The organism is Nocardia sp. NPDC051052 (assembly GCF_044456045.1).
Classification (GTDB): domain Bacteria; phylum Actinomycetota; class Actinomycetes; order Mycobacteriales; family Mycobacteriaceae; genus Nocardia.
In genome coordinates this window covers 295,156-311,927 of sequence record NZ_JBITFL010000008.1, presented here as the reverse complement: position 1 = coordinate 311,927, position 16,772 = coordinate 295,156, and the positions used below count along the sequence as shown (strand labels likewise).

The following is a 16,772-nucleotide window of genomic DNA, read 5'->3' as shown; positions in this document are numbered from 1 at the left end:
AGCGAGAGGACAGGTGTCGTGACCAACACCCTCGATCCCGTGCAACTACAGACCGCCCTGGCGAACCTGCATCAGGCGGGCATGCCCGGCGTTTTCGCCGAAGTGCGCGACAACGACGAAACCTGGCGTGGCGCAGCGGGAGTCGCCGATGTCGACACCGGCCGCCCCGTCACGGCCGACATGCGGCACCGCGTCGGCAGCATCACCAAAACGTTCACCGCCGCGGCGGTGCTGCGGCAGGTCGACAACGGCGAAATCGACCTCGACACACCGATCGGCCACTATCTCCCCCAGCTGGTTCCCGGCGAACGCGGCAAGGCGATCACGGTCCGCATGTTGATCAACCACACCAGCGGCCTCACCGAATACCTGCCACGCGCCTACCCGTCCCTCGCGGGCTTTCCCGCCTTGGCGAAAACGACACCGCAGAGCCTGGATGACAACCGGTTCACCAAGTTTCACCCGACCGAGCTGATCGAGCTGGGCGTCTCGTCACCTCCCTGCGGAACTCCGGGCGGCACACCCGGCGTCTACTCGAACACCAATTACCTTCTGCTGAGCCAACTTCTGGAGTCGGTGACCGGTTCGTCGGCGGAGAAATGCATCACCCGTGACGTCATCGAGCGGGCGGGGCTGCGCGACACTGAGCTCCCGGATGGACCGTCCATCGACGGGCCGCACTCACTGCACTACGAGGCATGGGTCGGCATGATCGACCCGCCGCGCGACTACAGCGTGTTCGACATGTCGTTTGTGGGCCCCGCGGCCTCGCTGATATCGACTGTCGCGGACCTGAACCGCTTCTACCGTCTGCTGCTGGCGGGCGAGATCATCAGCCGATCGTCCCTGGCACAGATGCAGCGCACCATTCCCGTCATCGCCTTCGACGGCAAGACCCTCGACTACGGTCTCGGCCTGCACAGGCTGACCGTGCCCGGTCGCGGAATCTGTTGGGGCCATGACGGTTCCGTCTGGGGCGGCGGCGCGATATCGATGATCAGCGCCGACGGCACCAGGCAGATGTCTATCGCGGTGAACCTGCAGCGCTGGAACCGGCTCGACGCCGAGGGGCGGCCGCAGCCCCATCCCATCGACGGCGCGTTGCAGGCGCTCATCCAGCTCGCGCTGGGTGGCTGACCCAAGGCCGGGTCAGTTCGGCTTCAGGCTGCCGACACTCAGCGATCCGCTCCCCGGCAGCTTCTCCGCTACCGCGTCCTCTACCGCACGGACGTACCCGGCGGGATCCGGGTCGACGGGTTTGACGCCCGCGTAGTTCCGCGCCTCGTAGGCGGCGAACGCGACGGCCAGCTGATGGCGGCGCGGCAGCCCGGCCAGGCGGCGGAAGTCGGTGAGGCCCTCGCGTTCCTCCTCGGCCATGTGGTCGCTGTTCGCCAGGTTCGCGGCCGTGACGGCCGCGAACCAGTCATCGGTGCCGACCTCGTGCCGCGCCGCCTCGGCGATCGCGTCGCGAATCTCGTTGTGGTCGTGGATAGCGTCGAGCGTCTCGTCCTCCACCCGGCCGGTGCGCCGGGCCGCGATACCTACCTGCAGCAGCGCCGGGTAGAAGATCTCCTCCTCCGCCTTCGCGTGCAGCTCGAGGAAGGTGGCCAGCCTGTCCCAGATCGCGGAGAGGATGCCGGTCTCCCCGCGATCGATCTGCTCCAGGATCGCGAACAGCCGCCGCTGCTCGTGGTGGTCGTCGAGGATCAGCTCGGTAATGTCCACAATTCCTCCCTGATATCGCAGGTCAGGTCAGCACTGAACGCCGCCGCGGGGCAAGTTGGCATTTCCCCTGGAAGCCGACGATAACGCACCGCCCCTGACCCATACCGTATTTCGGGTCGCGCCGGTGATCAGCAGACCTCAGGGCGTAGGTCCGTGACGAGCAGACCATGCTCGACGTGCAGGCGCTCGGCCACCAGCGAGCGGTGGCAGGCCGCCGGATCGCGTTCGACGCAGAACAGGGCGGTCGCCGCATCATTCGGTAGTTCGGCCACGAGCGCGCCGAGGTCGAACGGATCGAGGATCTCCCTGGTGTATCGCTCGGCGTACTCGGCGGCCAGCACGCTGCGGTTGCGCTTGCCGACACCCCGGCGGTCGTCCTCGCGGTACTGGAGCTGACGCATCTCGGTCGTCGGCGTCAGCTCCGGCACGTGGCGGTAGCCGATCTTCGCGGTGCTGAGCGCGTGCTGGAGTCGAGCCGAGTTCGCCCAGGCGTACTCGGGGCCCCGAACGCCGCGGCGCTGGCGGAGGTCGAGCAGCAACCCCACGCCGGCACCGGTGAGCTTCTCGACGAACGCTTCGGCGGTGAAGCCGTAGACGCCGATCGTCACGATGCGCCTCATCGCCGCACCCGGCCCGCCACTACGGCACGAGTGTCGGCTGGTCGATAACTAACAGCCAGGACCCGTCCGGCTGGCGACGGGCGATCTCGACGGTCACCTCGCCGGTGGTCAGCGTGGTCGCGATCAGCGCCAGGTCGCCGCTCACCAGCGCCGGATGCTGCCTGCCCGGCGCGAGCACCGGCGCGGTCGCGAGGAACTGCTCGTACACCTTGCGGATCTCCGCATGTCCGGTCGCTTGGCTGCCCGGCGGAAACGCCAGCACCGCGTCCGGCTCGTACAACGCCACCAGCCCGTCGACGTCGCCCGCGTTCGCGCGCTCGATGAAGTACTTGCCCAGGTCGTTCGGTTCGGTGGCCACGATCTTGTTTGTCATACCGATAAGCCTCCCAAAGAATCACGACATCTCCTGTCGGGTATTCCGGTTAAGGTTTTTCCATGCGCGCGGACCGATTGGTGTCGCTGGTGCTGCTGCTGCGCCAGCACGGTCAGCTGTCCGCGCCCACGCTCGCTCGCGAGCTCGAAGTGTCCACCCGCACCGTGTTACGTGACATCGAGGCGCTGTCCGCGGCCGGCGTCCCCGTCTACGCCGAGCGCGGCAGGCACGGCGGTTTCGCGTTGTTACCCGGTTTCCAAACCGAGCTCATCGGCCTGAACCACGACGAGACACTTGCCCTGCTGGTCGCCGGATCACGGCGCGGCGCACAGGCATTCGGCCTCGGCTCGGCACTCGCCTCGGCCATCCGCAAGGTGGTCGACGCGCTACCCGAAAGCTATCGAGACACCGCAGCCGGTGCGGCCCAGCGATTGCTCATCGACCCCGAGACCGACCTCTTCGCGCGCAGGCTGGTCCCCGAGGAGGTGCCCGACGCCATCGTGACCGCGGTCCGGCGCGCGGTGTTGGCCGGACACAAGCTGCGCATCCATTACGCGGCGGTGGACCAGCGCCCGCAGTGGCGCACAGTGGACCCGATCGGTCTGGTCACCGTGCGCGACCAGGGCTTTCTGCTGGCCACGAGGGCTGGCGCGGACCGCACCTACCGGCTGTCGCGAGTCTTGGCCGCCGAGGAACTCCCCGAACTCGCGCAGCGGCCAGACCGAGTCGATCTGGACCGGGCCTGGCAGGAACGCAGCACGCGGTTCCGGACCGCGGGCGACCAAATCTCGGTGCTGGTACGGGTGCACCCGGCACGACGGGCGGAACTGTTGAGCACCGCACTCGCCGTCCGCGCCGAAGAAACCGACGCAGACGGCTGGCTGCGACTGGAGGTGACCTTCCAAGATCCGAAACACGCAGAATGGGCGCTGTGGCAGCTCGCCGCGAACGCGGAAGCCCTTGCCCCGCAGTGGTTGCGCACCTCCCTGCGCGACCACGCCGCCACCATCGCCGCTTGCTACGGCGGGTCATCCTGAGTGCTGCGGGCCGTCCGCACCGGCATGTCAGCGCGTTGCCGAAACCGAGGTTGCCTTGCCATCAGGCAGGATGCCTCCACGAAGGTAATCCATTTCGGCGCGACCGGCATGATCGGGCAAGGGGTGCTCAAAGAGTGCCTCGGCGACGAGCGGGTCGAGCGGGTCCTCGCCGTCGGCCGCAGCTCGGTTTGCCGCGGACCAGCATGTCACGGACCGATCGCCGCAAATGGCTCGGCCGCCGGATCATCGGGCAGGCCGGTAGCTGGCTTTGATGTGGAAGCGCTCGCCTTGTGGGCCGAGGATGCTCAGGAATTCCACCGGGCGGGTGTCGGCGTTGCCGAACCAGTGTGGGAGGTGGGTGTCGAATTCGGCGACCTCTCCGGCGGCGAGAACGAGGTCTTGGTCGCCGAGGACAACGCGGTAAACGTGGTGCCGCCGCGGCGGCGAAACTCCCGCAATCCAGGTCCGACGGCGGCAAGTACGGTGTCGAACTCGTCGTCCATGCCCCCACTATGCCCAGTGATTTGCGCATTCGGCAAAGTTCTTTGCCCGATTGTCATCGGCAAGTCCACAGTGGTGGCTCGACCCCACCACAAGGAGAAATACGGAATGGACGCCGACTTCTGGGATGCCCGGTATCGCAGTCATGACCAGCTTTTCAGCGGCGCACCCAACGGTGTGCTCGTCACCGAGATCACCGGCATGCCGCCGGGGCAAGCGCTCGACGTGGGATGCGGTGAAGGTGCCGACGCACTGTGGCTGGCCCGGCACGGCTGGCAGGTCACCGCAATCGACATCGCGTCGACCGCACTGCAGCGCGCCGCCGCGGCGACCGAACTCCCCGACCGCATCGCCTGGCTGCGGGCCGACTTGGCCGTCACACCACCACCGCCCGGCGCGTTCGATCTGGTGTCCGCCCAATACTTCCCGCTCCACCGCCGGCCACACCACATCGCATTGCGCGGCCTGCTCGATGCCGTCGCACCGGGCGGCACCCTCCTCTTCGTCGGCCACGATCTCGCCGACCTGACCCCCGATGACACCCCCGGCGTCAACCCCGCCGACTACTACCGACCCACCGACATCGCCGAACTACTCGACTCCACCTGGACCATCCAGATCAACGAAGCACGCCCACGAATTGCCCCCGCCCCCATAGGAACACATCACACCCGAGACACCATCTTGCGCGCACAACGCCTGCGATAAGCCCGGAGACTTGCGTCACCGGCCAGGTAGTGAAGGTTATGGCGAGCCCAGCACTCCGCCGCACCTGGTAAGCGGTTCGCCACCCTTTCGTGTCGGTCCCCTATGCCAAGCTGGCAACATATCTACCCACGGCCGGAGGAGAGTTAGATGGCCGAGACCGACAACAAGCCCGAGGCCAGACTGGTCGCGCACTGTCGCCGCTGCCACGGCTGGCTGCTGTCCACAGAATCCGTCGCCCAAGGCATCGGACCAACCTGCGCGATCCGCGAACGCGCTGAACAACGCGCCGCCGCACGAGAATTGACGCTGTTCGACATCGCAGCCTGAGTCGGGTCCTCGCGCCTGCAAGTTACTTGCGGGCGTGACGGACCGTGACCGCCATCTGGCGAAGCCTGCCGCGCACCCGACCGTCGGTATTGGGTGCCAGGGTCAAGCCGACGCTGTCGGCAATACGGTCGGCGACCGCTGATACCGCGGTCGTATCCGTCCAAATGTGTTCGGCGAACTCTGGTTTGCTCAATTGCCCGAGACAGTCTGCGACGGAGCTCACAGATCGCCGGTTGGAGTGTCGAATTGGGATGCGGACCGGGCGATTTGCGGACCCGGTAAGTAACCGGGAGGTGACGCGATGCCCGTACGAGTTCCATAAAGATTGCTGAATGTTTGCCAATGTGGTCAGCTCTGAGGCATCAGAAGTCCGCCGACGCACCGCGCTTCGGCAGACGAAGCAGCTACCTGGGGGAATCACTCGTGCGGGAATTGGGGGGCAACTTTGACTGTCTCGAGCATGGGCTTTTCCGTACCGGCGATTCGGCATCAATTGCCGGCCAACCCTTTCGGAAAGGTCCGCACTAGATGAACACAGCTACCAACGACCGGCGCAGCCGACCACGCGGAGTCGTTACGACGACGATCGTCGCGGTGGCGATCGGCGCAGGGGTCGTTCTGACTCCCGCACTCAACATCCCGCAGGCCGAAGCCGGCCCCTATATTCCGTGCGATCAGTGGCAGCAGATGCATCCCGGCTGGCCCTGCGTCGACGTGCCAGAACCGCCGACACCCGCGCCCGGGGCGCCGACCACGCCACCACCGCTGCCAACGCCCGCATTGCCCGGCCAGCCGTCCACCGGGGCCGGCAGCCGTGCCGGTGCGCTGACGCCGCCGCCGGTCGGACCAGGAAACAACACGCCGATTGTTCCGGTGCCGGGGCAGCCGCCGTCGGTGCGACCGGAGTCCGTGCCCGGATCGCCGCAGCAGGCACCGAATCCGGACGCCGCGTCGGAACCCCCTGCATCGAGCACTGGGGAACCGGGTTCGACCGTCCCGACGACGCCGGGCGTGCCCGTGACCCCACGCACCCCAACCGCGCGTTTCGTGAAGGACGTTGCGGATTCCGACCACTACGATCCGTGGAGTTGGGATGGTTGTGCGGCGGGATATCACAAGAGCGGCTACGGCGTTATCGACGGGACGTGTTATCCCGACTACGACTACAACATCACCAACGTGAAATATCTGGGAACCAGCACGAAGCAGGGTGAAGGCCCGGTTACGACGTGCACCACGACCGAACACGGCACGTGCACACTGCAGTATCAGCACAGCGTCTCCGTCACGAACACCCTGAGCCAGAGTGAAGAATTGTCCGGGGAGGCGGGACTGAGCGTCGACGGAATCAACGCGAAGATCGGTAAAAAGCTCACGACCACCGAGCAGAATCAAATCCAGAATCTCAACAACTTCAGCGCGACGACCACGCTCCCTGGTCAGGATCTGGCGCCGAACTACGCGGCGGACGGCTACATGGAATACAGCGTCTACCAGTACACGCTGCAGAAATACGACACTCAGTCCAAGACAGTGGTGGCGACGGAAACGTTCCTCTACATGGTGCCGGTCGGCATCAAAGGTGTACCGCGCCGATGATGGGAAGTCAGATGAAACTCACTCGAAGGACCGCAATCGCGGCTGTGGCACTCATCGCCGTCGTGATCGTCGGCTGGATCGTTGTTCAGCGATTGATTCCCGGCGAGTCGACCTCGTCCACGGGCTATGTCACCGACCCGGAACCCCATCGGCCGGTGGCATTCGACAGCCTCATCGGAAAGTCTGTGCAAGAGGTATACACAGAAATCGGGTATCCGGATTTCACGCGCGGCAAGTACACGATCCACCTGGTACCGCTCGACCCTTCGGCGGCGAACCTCGATCCGGCCGACCAGATTGTCAGCGCGGTATGTGGTGGTTATTTGAGCACTCAGCCGACCGACGTTTGGTTCGGCGTCTATTCGAGGGCAGCGCTGCCTCCGGAGGTCGGGGACCGAATCCGGGCCCACGACAAATCACTCGACGCCGAACTACTCCGTGCGGTCCCCTCGTGCCCGGCGGCGTCGAGCGGGATCGCCGGTCCCGCACAATAGTTGCCGCTGACGACCCGCAACTCAGTCGTCAGGCTTGCCGAACCTGATGTTCCCGGTCGGACACTGTTCGACATCGCAACGTGAGTTCGGTTAGGGCTCACGCCGAATCGCCTGTGACACAATCGGTTCGTGACCGCGACGACGGAATCTGAGAATGTCACGGTGATCGCGCACCGTGGTCTGGCGCCTGGCCTGCCGGAGAATACGCTGGCGGCGTTCAGGGGCGCGATCGCGCTTGGCGTGGACGCTATCGAGATCGACCTTCGAGTGACCGTCGATGGCCATGTCGTCGTCATGCACGATGACACCGTAGATCGAACCACCGATGGGTCCGGCCGGGTCGCCGACTTGACACTTGCCGAGGTCAAGGCGCTGGATGCCGGCCGGTATGCCGGTCCGCAGTTCGGCGGCGAACGGGTACCGACCTACCGCGAAGTGCTGGAGACCCTGCAGAACAGCCGAATTCAATTGCTGCTGGACATCAAAGACTGTCCGCCCGACGCAATTGCAGCGGTAGTCGACTGCACCGCGCACTATTCCGCATCGCACCAGGTGATCGTCGGTCCGCGCACCATCGCCGACTTACGGGCATTCAAGAAACTCGATCCCCGGCTGCGTGCGCTGGCGTTGATCCCCGGACGTCAGGACGAGCCCGCAGATTTGGCCGTCATCACCGAGTTCGTCGACGCGGGAACAGATCTCGTCCGGCTCTGGCCGTCATGGATCCTCACCGACGACCGAGCGGGCGCGCACCTCGTCCGCACCGTCCGCGAACTCGGGACACCGGTGTGGACTTGCGCCGACACCCTCTACAACGACATCAGGCCCGACGCACCAGCCGACGATCTCCGTCGCCTTGTCGACGCGGGCATCAGCGGCATCATGACCAACCTCCCAGAGCTCCTTCTGGACATCGTGCGCCCCCACTGATCGCCCGCGACAACCCGGTCTGCGGCCGTAACCCTGCCCGCAGTGTCCAGTGCGGTCAGGTGTCGCCCGAACTAGGTGAGGTTTTCGACGGTGACCGGCTTGATAGCTTCGTCCGCCGGCAGCGTGAAACCGAACACTTGGCTGTAGAAACTCAGTTCGGCGTCCAGGGCACGGCGAATGTTCTCCGCGCGGCGGAAGCCGTGCTGCTCACCTTCGAAGACCAGGAAGGCCACCGGGATCCGCCGCGCCCGCAGTGCGTCGACGATCATCTCCGACTGATTGAGCGGCACCACCGAGTCGTCGCTGCCCTGCAACACGATGAGCGGTTTGCGGAGCTGGTCGACGTGGTGGATCGGCGAACGCTCGCGATAGATGTCGCGCCTGGCCGGATACGCGCCGATCAAACCGTCGAGGTATCGACTTTCGAACTTGTGGGTGTCGGCCGCGAGCGCCTCGAGGTCGGCGACGCCGTAATGGTCCGCACCGGCGGCGAACGGGGTGTCCGCGCGGGCGAGCGCGGCGAGCGTCGTATAACCGCCTGCCGAACCGCCGCGGATGGCAAGCCGTTCCGGATCGACCCGGTGCTGTTCGCCGAGCCAGCCGGCCGCGGCGATACAGTCGGCTACGTCCACCACTCCCCAAGCGTCCCTGAGCAATTCGCGGTACTCGCGACCGTATCCGGTGGAGCCGCCGTAGTTGACGTCGACGACCGCGAATCCTCGACTGGTCCAGTATTGGGTTTCCAGCGACAGCATGGGCCGCGCGGAAGCGGTGGGACCGCCGTGAATCATGACCAACAGCGGTGGCAATTCCCCGACCGGGCCGCCGTTACCGCTGCTCGTCGGCGGGTAGAACAGCGCGTGTGCGGTCCGTGGTGCGCCCGTGCTGTCCACCGACGGAAAGGAAATCGGCTCGGGAACGGAAATATCGGCGGACGCGAGGCCGAGCACCCGCGGCGCGCGGAGCGCCTCGAATTGTGGTGCGCCGTTGCCGAATTCGACGCGGTACACGCCGAGTTCGGTAGCCGGGGTGGCCGCCACCACGACGACGGCGTCCGTACCGACCCGTTCGATCGCCGTGATCGCGGAGAAGGGCAGGTCCAGCTCAGCCACCGAACCGTCGGGAGTCCGTAATCCGAGGCCGTCGTAGCCGTCGCGCCAGCGGGCGAACACGATGCTGCCGTCCTCGAGGACGGTGTAGCGCGCCGACCCCAATTGCCAAGCGGGCACACCGATCTCGGCGTCCAACTCGATCACCGGGACGACCGCACCGCCGGGCGTCCAGCGGTAAAGATTCCACCATCCACTGCGGTCGGAGAGGAACAACAGCGAACCGTCGGGCTGCCAGCGCGGCTCCATGACCGATTCGCCCGGCCCGCCCGCGACGACGGTGTCGGCGCCGGTCGCGAGATCACGTACCCGCAGCACGGTGTCGTCCCACGGCATGGAGGGGTGGTCCCACGACACCAGCGCAAGCGAACCCCCATCCGGACTCAGCCGCGGCGCGACGACGAAGTCCGGCCCGCTCACCAGGACTTCCGGCTGCGACGGACGGTCCGCGGCCAGCCGAACGATCTCGTTGCGCACATCGATCGCGCCGCGCCCGTCAGCCTGATGACTTTCGCGGACAGCTACGAGGTCGGTGCCGTTCGACGTGAGCTCGCCGTCGCCGTACCGGTCGCCGCGGGGCGCGGCGGGGATCGGCGTCAGCGGCACCGGCATACCACCGGGCTCGAGTCGGTACAGCCGCTGGTCGGCCCAGTTGGTGAACCAGAGCACGCCGTCGCGCACCCACCATGCCGCGCCGCCGTATTCGTGCACCGCGGTGCGCGCGTTCATGCCGTCCGGCAGCAGGTCGGCGACGGTTCCGTCGGCGCTGAGGCGCACGATCTGGGTCCGGCCGTCCTCGGTGGGACGGCCCTCCGACCAGTAGACATCGGCCCCGTCCACCCGCACCTCCCACAGCCGCACCGCGGCCGTGACGACGAATTCGGAGGTGATGGAGGTCGGCCACGATCCGAAGGGCAACTCTGCGACTGTCACCGGCCCAGGCTAGCCGCCCGCCGAAGCGCCCGGTCAGCGGCGAGTCGGGAACCCTTCCAGGCCAGCGTTTCTCGATGGGATTCGAGGAGTGCTCACCGCGCAGGCCCGGGTGGCGGTCCTCGCGGACCGGACAGACTCCGGCAATCTCAGCGAAGCTGACTGAACACTGTTCGTGAATGAACAGTGTTCTTCCGTTGAACATCGTTCGTCTACCGTGCTACGGTGAACCGGTGACCGAGAAGAATCCCCCGAGCAGGGCTGTTACCCGCGACCAATGGGAAGCGCAGATCGCCGCGCTGGGTGCGACGGAAGCGCCGCGCCGGGTTCGCAAGGAGCCGATCACGGTCGGCGCGATCTTGACCGCCGCGTTCGGCTTGGTCGAGGCCGAGGGGTTCGACGCATTGACGATGCGTCGCGTCGCCGCGGCGCTCGAGACGAGTCCGGGCGCGCTGTACGCGCACGTGCGGAACAAGGCGGAGCTGGATGATCTGCTGATCGGTCAGCTGTGCCGGAAGGTGGCGATACCCGCACCGGACCCGGCGAATTGGCGGACGCAGATCGGCGATGTGTGCCAGCAGTTACGCGACCAGTACCTGCGCTATCCGGGGATATCCCGCGCGGCATTGTCGGCGTCACCGAACAGTCTCGACACACTCCGAATCGCCGAGGGCATGCTGGCAATCCTGCTGGCCGCCGGGGTGTCGCCGCAGAGCGCCGCGTGGGCGGTCGATGCCGCGGTGCTGTATGTCGCCGCGTACAGCTTCGAGGCGTCGCTGCGCCGCGACCCGGTCACCGACACCGACGGGCGAGTGCTGGATCGAGCCGAAAGTATCGCGCGACTCGAGATGCTGCCCGTTTCACACTTCCCGAACATGGTGGCCTACGCGCACGAGCTGACCGCGGGCCATGGACACGATCGCTTCGATTTCACCCTCGCGCAACTGTTTCGAGGGCTGACCTCGGAGACCACGACTATCGAGCCCGACATCCGGGCCGAGGACGGACGACAATCATGAAAGCAGCTCGTTTCGACCGATTCGGCGGCCCCGAGGTCCTGGAAATCGTCGACCTGCCCGACCCGCACCCAGGCCCCGGCCAGGTCCGGATCGTGGTGCACGCCGCCGGTGTCAACGCCAGCGACTGGAAGAAACGTCAAGGTCAGATGGATCAGGAGCTCCCGCAAACCCTGGGTTACGAGGCGGCCGGGGTGGTCGATGAGATCGGCACGGGCGTCACCGATGTCGCCCTCGGCGATCGAGTGTTCGGATTCAGCTCCGACGGCATCGCGCAGGCGGAACTGGTGGTGCTGACCCACTACGCGCCCATCCCGTCGTCGGTCGGTTTCGCCGAGGCCGCCGCACTGCCCGCGGCCGCGGAGACGGCCGTGCGTGCGCTCGACCAGCTCGGTGTCGAGGCCGGGAACACGGTGCTGATCAACGGCGCGTCCGGCACCGTCGGTAGCGCCGCGGTGCAGCTGGCGGTGGCCCGCGGCGCCCGCGTGATCGGCACCGGCAGTCCGGCCTCCCATGACCTGTTGCGCTCGCTCGGCGCCGAACCCGTCGCGTACGGCGCGGGCATGAGCGAGCGGGTCCGCGCGCTCGCGCCCAACGGCGTCGATCTGGCACTCGACGTCGCGGGCAGCGGTGTGCTGCCCGAGTTGATCGAGCTCGCCGGAGGTCCGGAGCACGTCATCACGCTCGCCGACTTCACCGGCGCGCAACAATACGACGTGCGGTTCTCCCGGGGCGACGCCAGTCGAGCGCTCTACGTAATCGCCCAGATCGGCCCGCTGATCGAGTCCGGGCAGTTCGCACTTCCCGCCGTCCGGACCTTCCCGCTGACCGATATCGCCGAGGCACACCGTGCAGGCGAATCCGGTGCGGTACGCGCGAAACTCGTGCTACTCCCCCACTGACGACCACACCCACATAATCCTGCGCGACGCGAATGTGTCGCGCCCACACCGTGATTCCCGATGCCGCACGTCCGCATCGGCGATGACGCCTGCGCACCTGACTGAGAGGTCATCATGAGTTCTACCATCTCGACACCCGGGTCCCCCCACTCGACACCGAGCGCCGACCACCACGGTGGCCGGAATCGATGGATAGCGTTGGTTGTGCTGAGCCTGGCCCAGCTGATGGACATCGTGGACAACACCATCATGAACATCGCACTCCCCAGCGCCCAGCACGACCTCGGCTTCTCCACCGGCGACCGGCAGTGGGTAGTGACTGGATACGCGCTGGCCTTCGGCAGCCTCCTGCTGCTCGGCGGCAGGCTCTCGGACTTCTTCGGGCGCAAGCGAATGTTCCTCATCGGCGTCGGCGGATTCGCCGCGGCCTCGGCGCTCGGCGGCGCCGCCGGTGGTCTGGAAATGCTGCTCGTCGCACGGGTCGCCCAAGGCGTGTTCGGTGCGCTGCTCGCGCCCGCGGCACTGTCGCTGCTGTCGGTCACCTTCGCCGACAACGCCGAGGAACGCGGCCGCGCGTTCGGCATCTTCGGCGCGATCTCCGGCGCGGGCGGCGCCTTGGGGCTGCTGCTCGGCGGGGTTCTCACCCAAGGACTTTCGTGGCGGTGGTGTCTGTATGTGAACATCGTGATCGCGGCGATCGCGTTCGCAGGCGCGCTGGTGTTTCTGCGTGACGGCGACCGCCCCGAGCGAGTTCGGCCCGACATCGCGGGCACCGCCGCCGCGGTCTTCGGCCTGGCCGGCCTCGTCTACGGGCTCGGCAACGCCGAATCTCACGGCTGGCACGCCCCCGCGACGCTCGCTCCGGTCATCGCCGGGATCCTGCTGCTGGCGGCGTTCGTGCTCATCGAACGCCGCACTCGAAATCCCCTGCTACCCCTGCACGTGATCCTCGACCGCGTCCGCGGTTCGGCCTTCCTGACTGTCGCGATCACCGGCACCGGCATGTTCGCGGTCTTCCTGTTCCTCACCTACTACCTCCAGAACACGCTGGGGTTCAGCCCGATTCGGTCCGGCGCGGCATTCCTGCCGATGATCGCCATGGTGATGGTGGGTGCGGTCTTCTCCGGTACCGCGCTGATGCCGCGCACCGGCCCGCGCCCGCTCGTACCCGCCGGCTGCCTGCTCGCCGCGACCGGCATGGCGCTGCTCACCGGCATCGGTACCGACTCCGGCTACGCCACCGGCGTCCTGCCTGCCCTGCTCGTGACCGGTCTCGGATTCGGCTTCATCTTCGGCCCGATCCAGAACGCCGCGACCAGCGGTGTGCAACCCCATGACGCCGGCGTCGCCTCCGCGACGGTCAACACCGCCCAGCAGATCGGTGGCGCCATTGGGCTTGCCGTGTTCAGTTCACTCGCCACGACAGCGATCGACAATTACCGCACCACGCACGCCGCGACCCTCGCCGACGCGACAATCAGCGGCTACCACCTGGTGTTCTGGGTCGCCGCGGCAGTATTCCTCGGCGGTGCCGCCCTGGCCGCACTCCTCTTCCGCACCGGCCCTCTTCCCGTTGACCCGAATACTGACCTGGCTGCGGCGTAAGCGGAGGTCCGCGAACGGCTCTGCGGCAAGTCGCCTGTCAGATTTCGGTAACACCGCAGTTCACCGGGTTTGCTGGGCGCGGGTCAGCACCCATAGGCTCGAAAACAAACCTGCGGAATCGCAGGCTGCCCGTCCAGCGGGACGAGTCTGTTGCTGTCAATGCGTGTAAAGGTGCTACTGAATGTTGGATTACGGCATCGACATGTCCGATGTGCGGCGCGATATCGCGTTGCCCGACTTGGTGGCCGAAGGCGATGAGCTCGACGCCCTGGTATCAGCGCAGGCCGACTGGTCCACGGACACACCGGCAGTGGGCTGGACGATCGCCCACCAGATCGCTCATCTCGCGTCGGCTGACGAGAACGTCCTCATCGCCATCCGGACCCCGGCTGCCTTCGACGCCGTGCTGAAGTACGCGGAGAACGAAGGCAGCCGATACCGGGATCTCGACGCCGCCGCCGGAGCCGCCGAACCGCGATCGGAACTACTGGAACGATGGCGCGCCGGACGCATCGAAGTGGCGGCGGCGCTCGGTGACATCCCGCTGGACCAGCCGTTTCCGTGGTACGGCTCGCAGCTGACCGCGGCGCTCATGGTGCCGCTGCGACTGATGGAAACGTGGGCGCACGGGCAGGACATCTTCGATGCGGTGGGTGTCGCCCACCGCCCGACGAGTCGGCTCCGGCATATCGCCGCCTTGGGGGTCACCGGACGCGAGCTGTCCTTCTATACGGCCGAATTGCCCACTCCCGCAGAGCCGTTCCGTATCGAGCTCACCGGTCCGGACGGCGAAAGCTGGGTGTGGGGCCCCGAAGACGCCGAGCAACGGGTGCAGGGCAGTGCCCGCGACTTCTGCCTCCGAGTCACCCAACGCCGCCCCCTCGCGGAGACCGACCTCATGGCGATCGGCGCGGACGCACAAAAGTGGCTGGAGATCGCCCGCATTTTCCTCTGAGAAGGTCAGTTCAGCTGCACCGAACGGATCGAGTTGCCCATGACCATGCGTTCGATCGCACTGGTGGCACTGCCTGGATCGTTCGCGGCGCCGACCGCGACCAGCAGGGGCACGAAGTGCTCTGCCGTCGGATGCGCGACCGAGGCGCCGGGCGCCTTACGCCGGTAGTCGGCGAGAGCGTCGACGTCGCCGCGCCCGAGTGCGTCCACGGCCCACTCATCGAAGGCTTTGGTGTGTGCGCTGAGGTCAGGACGGCGGAAGACCGCGAAGCTGTGAGTCATGAAGCCCGAGCCGATGACCAGTATGCCTTCGTCGCGCAGAGCTCGCAGCTGTGCCCCGAACTCGACCAGCGCGGCGGGCTCGAGGCTTGGCATCGACAGTTGCACGACCGGAATGTCGGCCGCCGGATACATGGCCATGAGCGGGATGAACGCACCGTGGTCGAGACCTCGGTCGGCGCGCTCGTGCACCGTGGTCGCCGGACCGAGCGTGGCCGCGAGCCGACGAGCGAGGTCGGTCGCGTCCGGGGTCGCGTAAGGCAGGGTCTTGTACCGGGGATGAAATCCGCTGAAGTCGTAGTAGAGCGGGGTGCCCGCCGCCGCGCCCGAGATCGCTGCCGGTGCGTCCTCCCAGTGCGCCGAGATGATCACGATGGCTCGCGGTTTGGGCAGGGACTGCGCCCAGCCGAACAGGTCGTCGAGCCACTGCGGATCGTCGAGGGTGAAAGGTGCTCCGTGACTGATGAACAGGCTCGGCAACGCCCCATCGGCCGGATCCCAGCGCCGCTGCGCATTGGCTCGCGGGAGAACCCGCGCGAGATGGTCGTCGTAGGCTCCGGCCGGAATGTGCGAGGTGGTCATGTCGTTCCTTATCGGAAGTGGGCGCCTCCCCGGGCGACCTGATCGTCAGGTAGCCCGGGGACAGCGAGTCGGTGCTCAACCGAAGATCGGCGTCTCGGTGGTGTAGAGGAAACGAGTCTTCGAGCGGTCGATGAACTTCTCCTCGTCCTCGGCGATGGTCGTGGTGTACGTCTCGGAGGTGAACCAACGTGCGGCGTCGGCAATCTCGTCGACCCACACTTCGGCGACACCGTCGTAGAAGATCGTGCTGACACCGTCGATTTGGTCGTCGGTGGGCAGCAGCTGGACATAGCGCCGGACCGGGACCTCGCCGCCGGGCACACTCGCGATCAGCGGGGTGTGCTTCAACGTCCAGTAGTCCACGAACTCTTCGTGGGTGAGGTCTGCCCGCCGGGTCAGGAAGATGCTGAGCTTGATCATCGAATACTCCTTGCGATCGAGATTGACTTGCCTAGGCAACTCATAAGCTAGACCACATTGAGTTGCCTAGGCAAGTTAAATCTCTTGCCGAGGCAAGTTAAAGTGGACCGCATGGACGAATCGACGCCGTGGCTCGACGCCGAGCAGCAGGCACTCTGGCAGGACCTGCTCACCGTCGTGATCGCGCTGCCCACAGCCCTCGACCGGCAGCTACAGCGCGACGCGGGCATCTCGAACTTCGAGTACAGCGTGCTCGCCCGGTTGTCGATGGCCGACGAGGAAACCATGCGACTCAGCGAGCTGGCCAGGGTCTGCAACAGCACGCTGCCGCGGCTGTCCAAACTGATGGACCGCTTCGAGGCGCGCGAGTGGATCGTTCGCCGGATCGACCCGGGCGACGGTCGCTACACACTGGCCACGCTGACCGAAGCGGGCCGTCAGAAGGTAGTCGACAGCGCGCCGGGACATGTCGAGCAGGTACGCCGTCTCGTGTTCGACCCGCTAACTCCGGCGCAGCGCCGCCAACTCGGCGTAGCACTGTCCGGCATCGCCGAGACCGTGCGGCGGGAAGCCGGCGGTCCCACCGCGTAGGTGCGCAAGGTTGGCCGTTTCACGGTAGCAATTGGCCGTCTGCCGCCCATCCGCCACATTAGCCTTACCT

Annotated in this window: 19 protein-coding genes and 1 pseudogene; 12 read left to right on the top strand and 8 right to left on the bottom strand. The window is 66.5% G+C overall.

Features of this window, described 5'->3' with window-relative positions; all coding sequences use genetic code 11:
• The first annotated feature begins 18 nt into the window (after positions 1-18).
• Positions 19-1,137 carry a serine hydrolase domain-containing protein gene (locus tag ACIBCN_RS28110; RefSeq protein ID WP_396994682.1) on the top strand — a complete coding sequence of 373 codons (1,119 nt, stop codon included), beginning with the start codon at positions 19-21 and terminating at the stop codon, positions 1,135-1,137.
• 12 nt (positions 1,138-1,149) lie between these two features.
• On the opposite strand, the gene ACIBCN_RS28105 is transcribed toward ACIBCN_RS28110, so the two are convergent.
• From ACIBCN_RS28105 to ACIBCN_RS28095, 3 genes are all read right to left on the bottom strand, one after another.
• Complete coding sequence (locus ACIBCN_RS28105) at positions 1,150-1,725, bottom strand: hemerythrin domain-containing protein (protein WP_396994681.1); 576 nt, start codon at positions 1,723-1,725, stop codon at positions 1,150-1,152.
• A 128-nt stretch (positions 1,726-1,853) separates the two neighbouring features.
• Positions 1,854-2,345: a DUF488 domain-containing protein gene (locus ACIBCN_RS28100; protein WP_396994680.1), complete on the bottom strand. Its 492-nt coding sequence runs from the start codon at positions 2,343-2,345 to the stop codon at positions 1,854-1,856.
• Between the two features lie 19 nt (positions 2,346-2,364).
• Positions 2,365-2,718 (bottom strand): YybH family protein, encoded by a 354-nt coding sequence (locus tag ACIBCN_RS28095; RefSeq protein ID WP_396994679.1) that lies wholly within the window; start codon positions 2,716-2,718, stop codon positions 2,365-2,367.
• Positions 2,719-2,780: 62 nt separating this feature from the next.
• Here ACIBCN_RS28095 and ACIBCN_RS28090 point away from each other — a divergent pair, with 62 nt between their 5' ends.
• The gene (locus ACIBCN_RS28090) at positions 2,781-3,755 is read left to right on the top strand and encodes a helix-turn-helix transcriptional regulator (protein ID WP_396994678.1); all 975 of its coding nucleotides are present in this window, start codon (positions 2,781-2,783) and stop codon (positions 3,753-3,755) included.
• Between the two features lie 243 nt (positions 3,756-3,998).
• On the opposite strand, the pseudogene ACIBCN_RS28085 reads toward ACIBCN_RS28090, so the two are convergent.
• Positions 3,999-4,175: pseudogene (locus tag ACIBCN_RS28085) on the bottom strand (cupin domain-containing protein); the annotation flags it as partial.
• Between the two features lie 81 nt (positions 4,176-4,256).
• Between ACIBCN_RS28085 and ACIBCN_RS28080 the strand changes: the two are divergent.
• A complete protein-coding gene (locus ACIBCN_RS28080; protein WP_396994800.1) occupies positions 4,257-4,964 on the top strand; it encodes a class I SAM-dependent methyltransferase in 708 nt (235 codons plus the stop codon).
• 147 nt (positions 4,965-5,111) lie between these two features.
• A complete protein-coding gene (locus tag ACIBCN_RS28075) occupies positions 5,112-5,291 on the top strand; it encodes a DUF6011 domain-containing protein (protein ID WP_396994677.1) in 180 nt (59 codons plus the stop codon).
• A 22-nt stretch (positions 5,292-5,313) separates the two neighbouring features.
• Here the strand turns inward: ACIBCN_RS28075 and ACIBCN_RS28070 are convergent, their stop codons facing one another.
• The gene (locus ACIBCN_RS28070; protein WP_396994676.1) at positions 5,314-5,484 is read right to left on the bottom strand and encodes a hypothetical protein; all 171 of its coding nucleotides are present in this window, start codon (positions 5,482-5,484) and stop codon (positions 5,314-5,316) included.
• A gap of 335 nt (positions 5,485-5,819) precedes the next feature.
• Here ACIBCN_RS28070 and ACIBCN_RS28065 point away from each other — a divergent pair, with 335 nt between their 5' ends.
• The 3 genes from ACIBCN_RS28065 to ACIBCN_RS28055 all read left to right on the top strand — a co-directional run bounded on the left by ACIBCN_RS28065 (position 5,820) and on the right by ACIBCN_RS28055 (position 8,314).
• Positions 5,820-6,890, top strand: coding sequence for a hypothetical protein (locus ACIBCN_RS28065; RefSeq protein WP_396994675.1), 1,071 nt, complete (start codon positions 5,820-5,822; stop codon positions 6,888-6,890).
• A 44-nt stretch (positions 6,891-6,934) separates the two neighbouring features.
• Positions 6,935-7,384, top strand: coding sequence for a hypothetical protein (locus ACIBCN_RS28060; RefSeq protein WP_396994674.1), 450 nt, complete (start codon positions 6,935-6,937; stop codon positions 7,382-7,384).
• A 129-nt stretch (positions 7,385-7,513) separates the two neighbouring features.
• Positions 7,514-8,314, top strand: coding sequence for a glycerophosphodiester phosphodiesterase (locus tag ACIBCN_RS28055; protein WP_396994673.1), 801 nt, complete (start codon positions 7,514-7,516; stop codon positions 8,312-8,314).
• A gap of 71 nt (positions 8,315-8,385) precedes the next feature.
• Here ACIBCN_RS28055 and ACIBCN_RS28050 read toward each other — a convergent pair whose 3' ends face one another.
• Entirely contained in the window at positions 8,386-10,356 is a 1,971-nt protein-coding gene (locus tag ACIBCN_RS28050) for a prolyl oligopeptidase family serine peptidase (protein WP_396994672.1), read from the bottom strand.
• A gap of 230 nt (positions 10,357-10,586) precedes the next feature.
• On the opposite strand from ACIBCN_RS28050, the gene ACIBCN_RS28045 reads away from it, so the two are divergent.
• The 4 genes from ACIBCN_RS28045 to ACIBCN_RS28030 all read left to right on the top strand — a co-directional run bounded on the left by ACIBCN_RS28045 (position 10,587) and on the right by ACIBCN_RS28030 (position 14,831).
• Positions 10,587-11,372 carry a TetR/AcrR family transcriptional regulator gene (locus tag ACIBCN_RS28045; protein ID WP_396994671.1) on the top strand — a complete coding sequence of 262 codons (786 nt, stop codon included), beginning with the start codon at positions 10,587-10,589 and terminating at the stop codon, positions 11,370-11,372.
• Positions 11,369-12,271: an NADP-dependent oxidoreductase gene (locus ACIBCN_RS28040; protein ID WP_396994670.1), complete on the top strand. Its 903-nt coding sequence runs from the start codon at positions 11,369-11,371 to the stop codon at positions 12,269-12,271. Before ACIBCN_RS28045 ends, ACIBCN_RS28040 begins: the two co-directional genes overlap by 4 nt.
• 114 nt (positions 12,272-12,385) lie before the next feature.
• Positions 12,386-13,876 (top strand): DHA2 family efflux MFS transporter permease subunit, encoded by a 1,491-nt coding sequence (locus tag ACIBCN_RS28035; protein WP_396994669.1) that lies wholly within the window; start codon positions 12,386-12,388, stop codon positions 13,874-13,876.
• Positions 13,877-14,057: 181 nt separating this feature from the next.
• The gene (locus ACIBCN_RS28030; RefSeq protein ID WP_396994668.1) at positions 14,058-14,831 is read left to right on the top strand and encodes a TIGR03084 family metal-binding protein; all 774 of its coding nucleotides are present in this window, start codon (positions 14,058-14,060) and stop codon (positions 14,829-14,831) included.
• 5 nt (positions 14,832-14,836) lie between these two features.
• On the opposite strand, the gene ACIBCN_RS28025 is transcribed toward ACIBCN_RS28030, so the two are convergent.
• Positions 14,837-15,691, bottom strand: a complete 855-nt coding sequence (locus ACIBCN_RS28025) for a DODA-type extradiol aromatic ring-opening family dioxygenase (protein WP_396994667.1) — start codon at positions 15,689-15,691, stop codon at positions 14,837-14,839.
• Between the two features lie 75 nt (positions 15,692-15,766).
• The gene (locus tag ACIBCN_RS28020) at positions 15,767-16,111 is read right to left on the bottom strand and encodes an EthD domain-containing protein (protein WP_396994666.1); all 345 of its coding nucleotides are present in this window, start codon (positions 16,109-16,111) and stop codon (positions 15,767-15,769) included.
• Between the two features lie 111 nt (positions 16,112-16,222).
• Between ACIBCN_RS28020 and ACIBCN_RS28015 the strand changes: the two genes are divergently transcribed.
• Entirely contained in the window at positions 16,223-16,702 is a 480-nt protein-coding gene (locus ACIBCN_RS28015; RefSeq protein ID WP_396994665.1) for a MarR family winged helix-turn-helix transcriptional regulator, read from the top strand.
• Positions 16,703-16,772 lie beyond the last annotated feature (70 nt).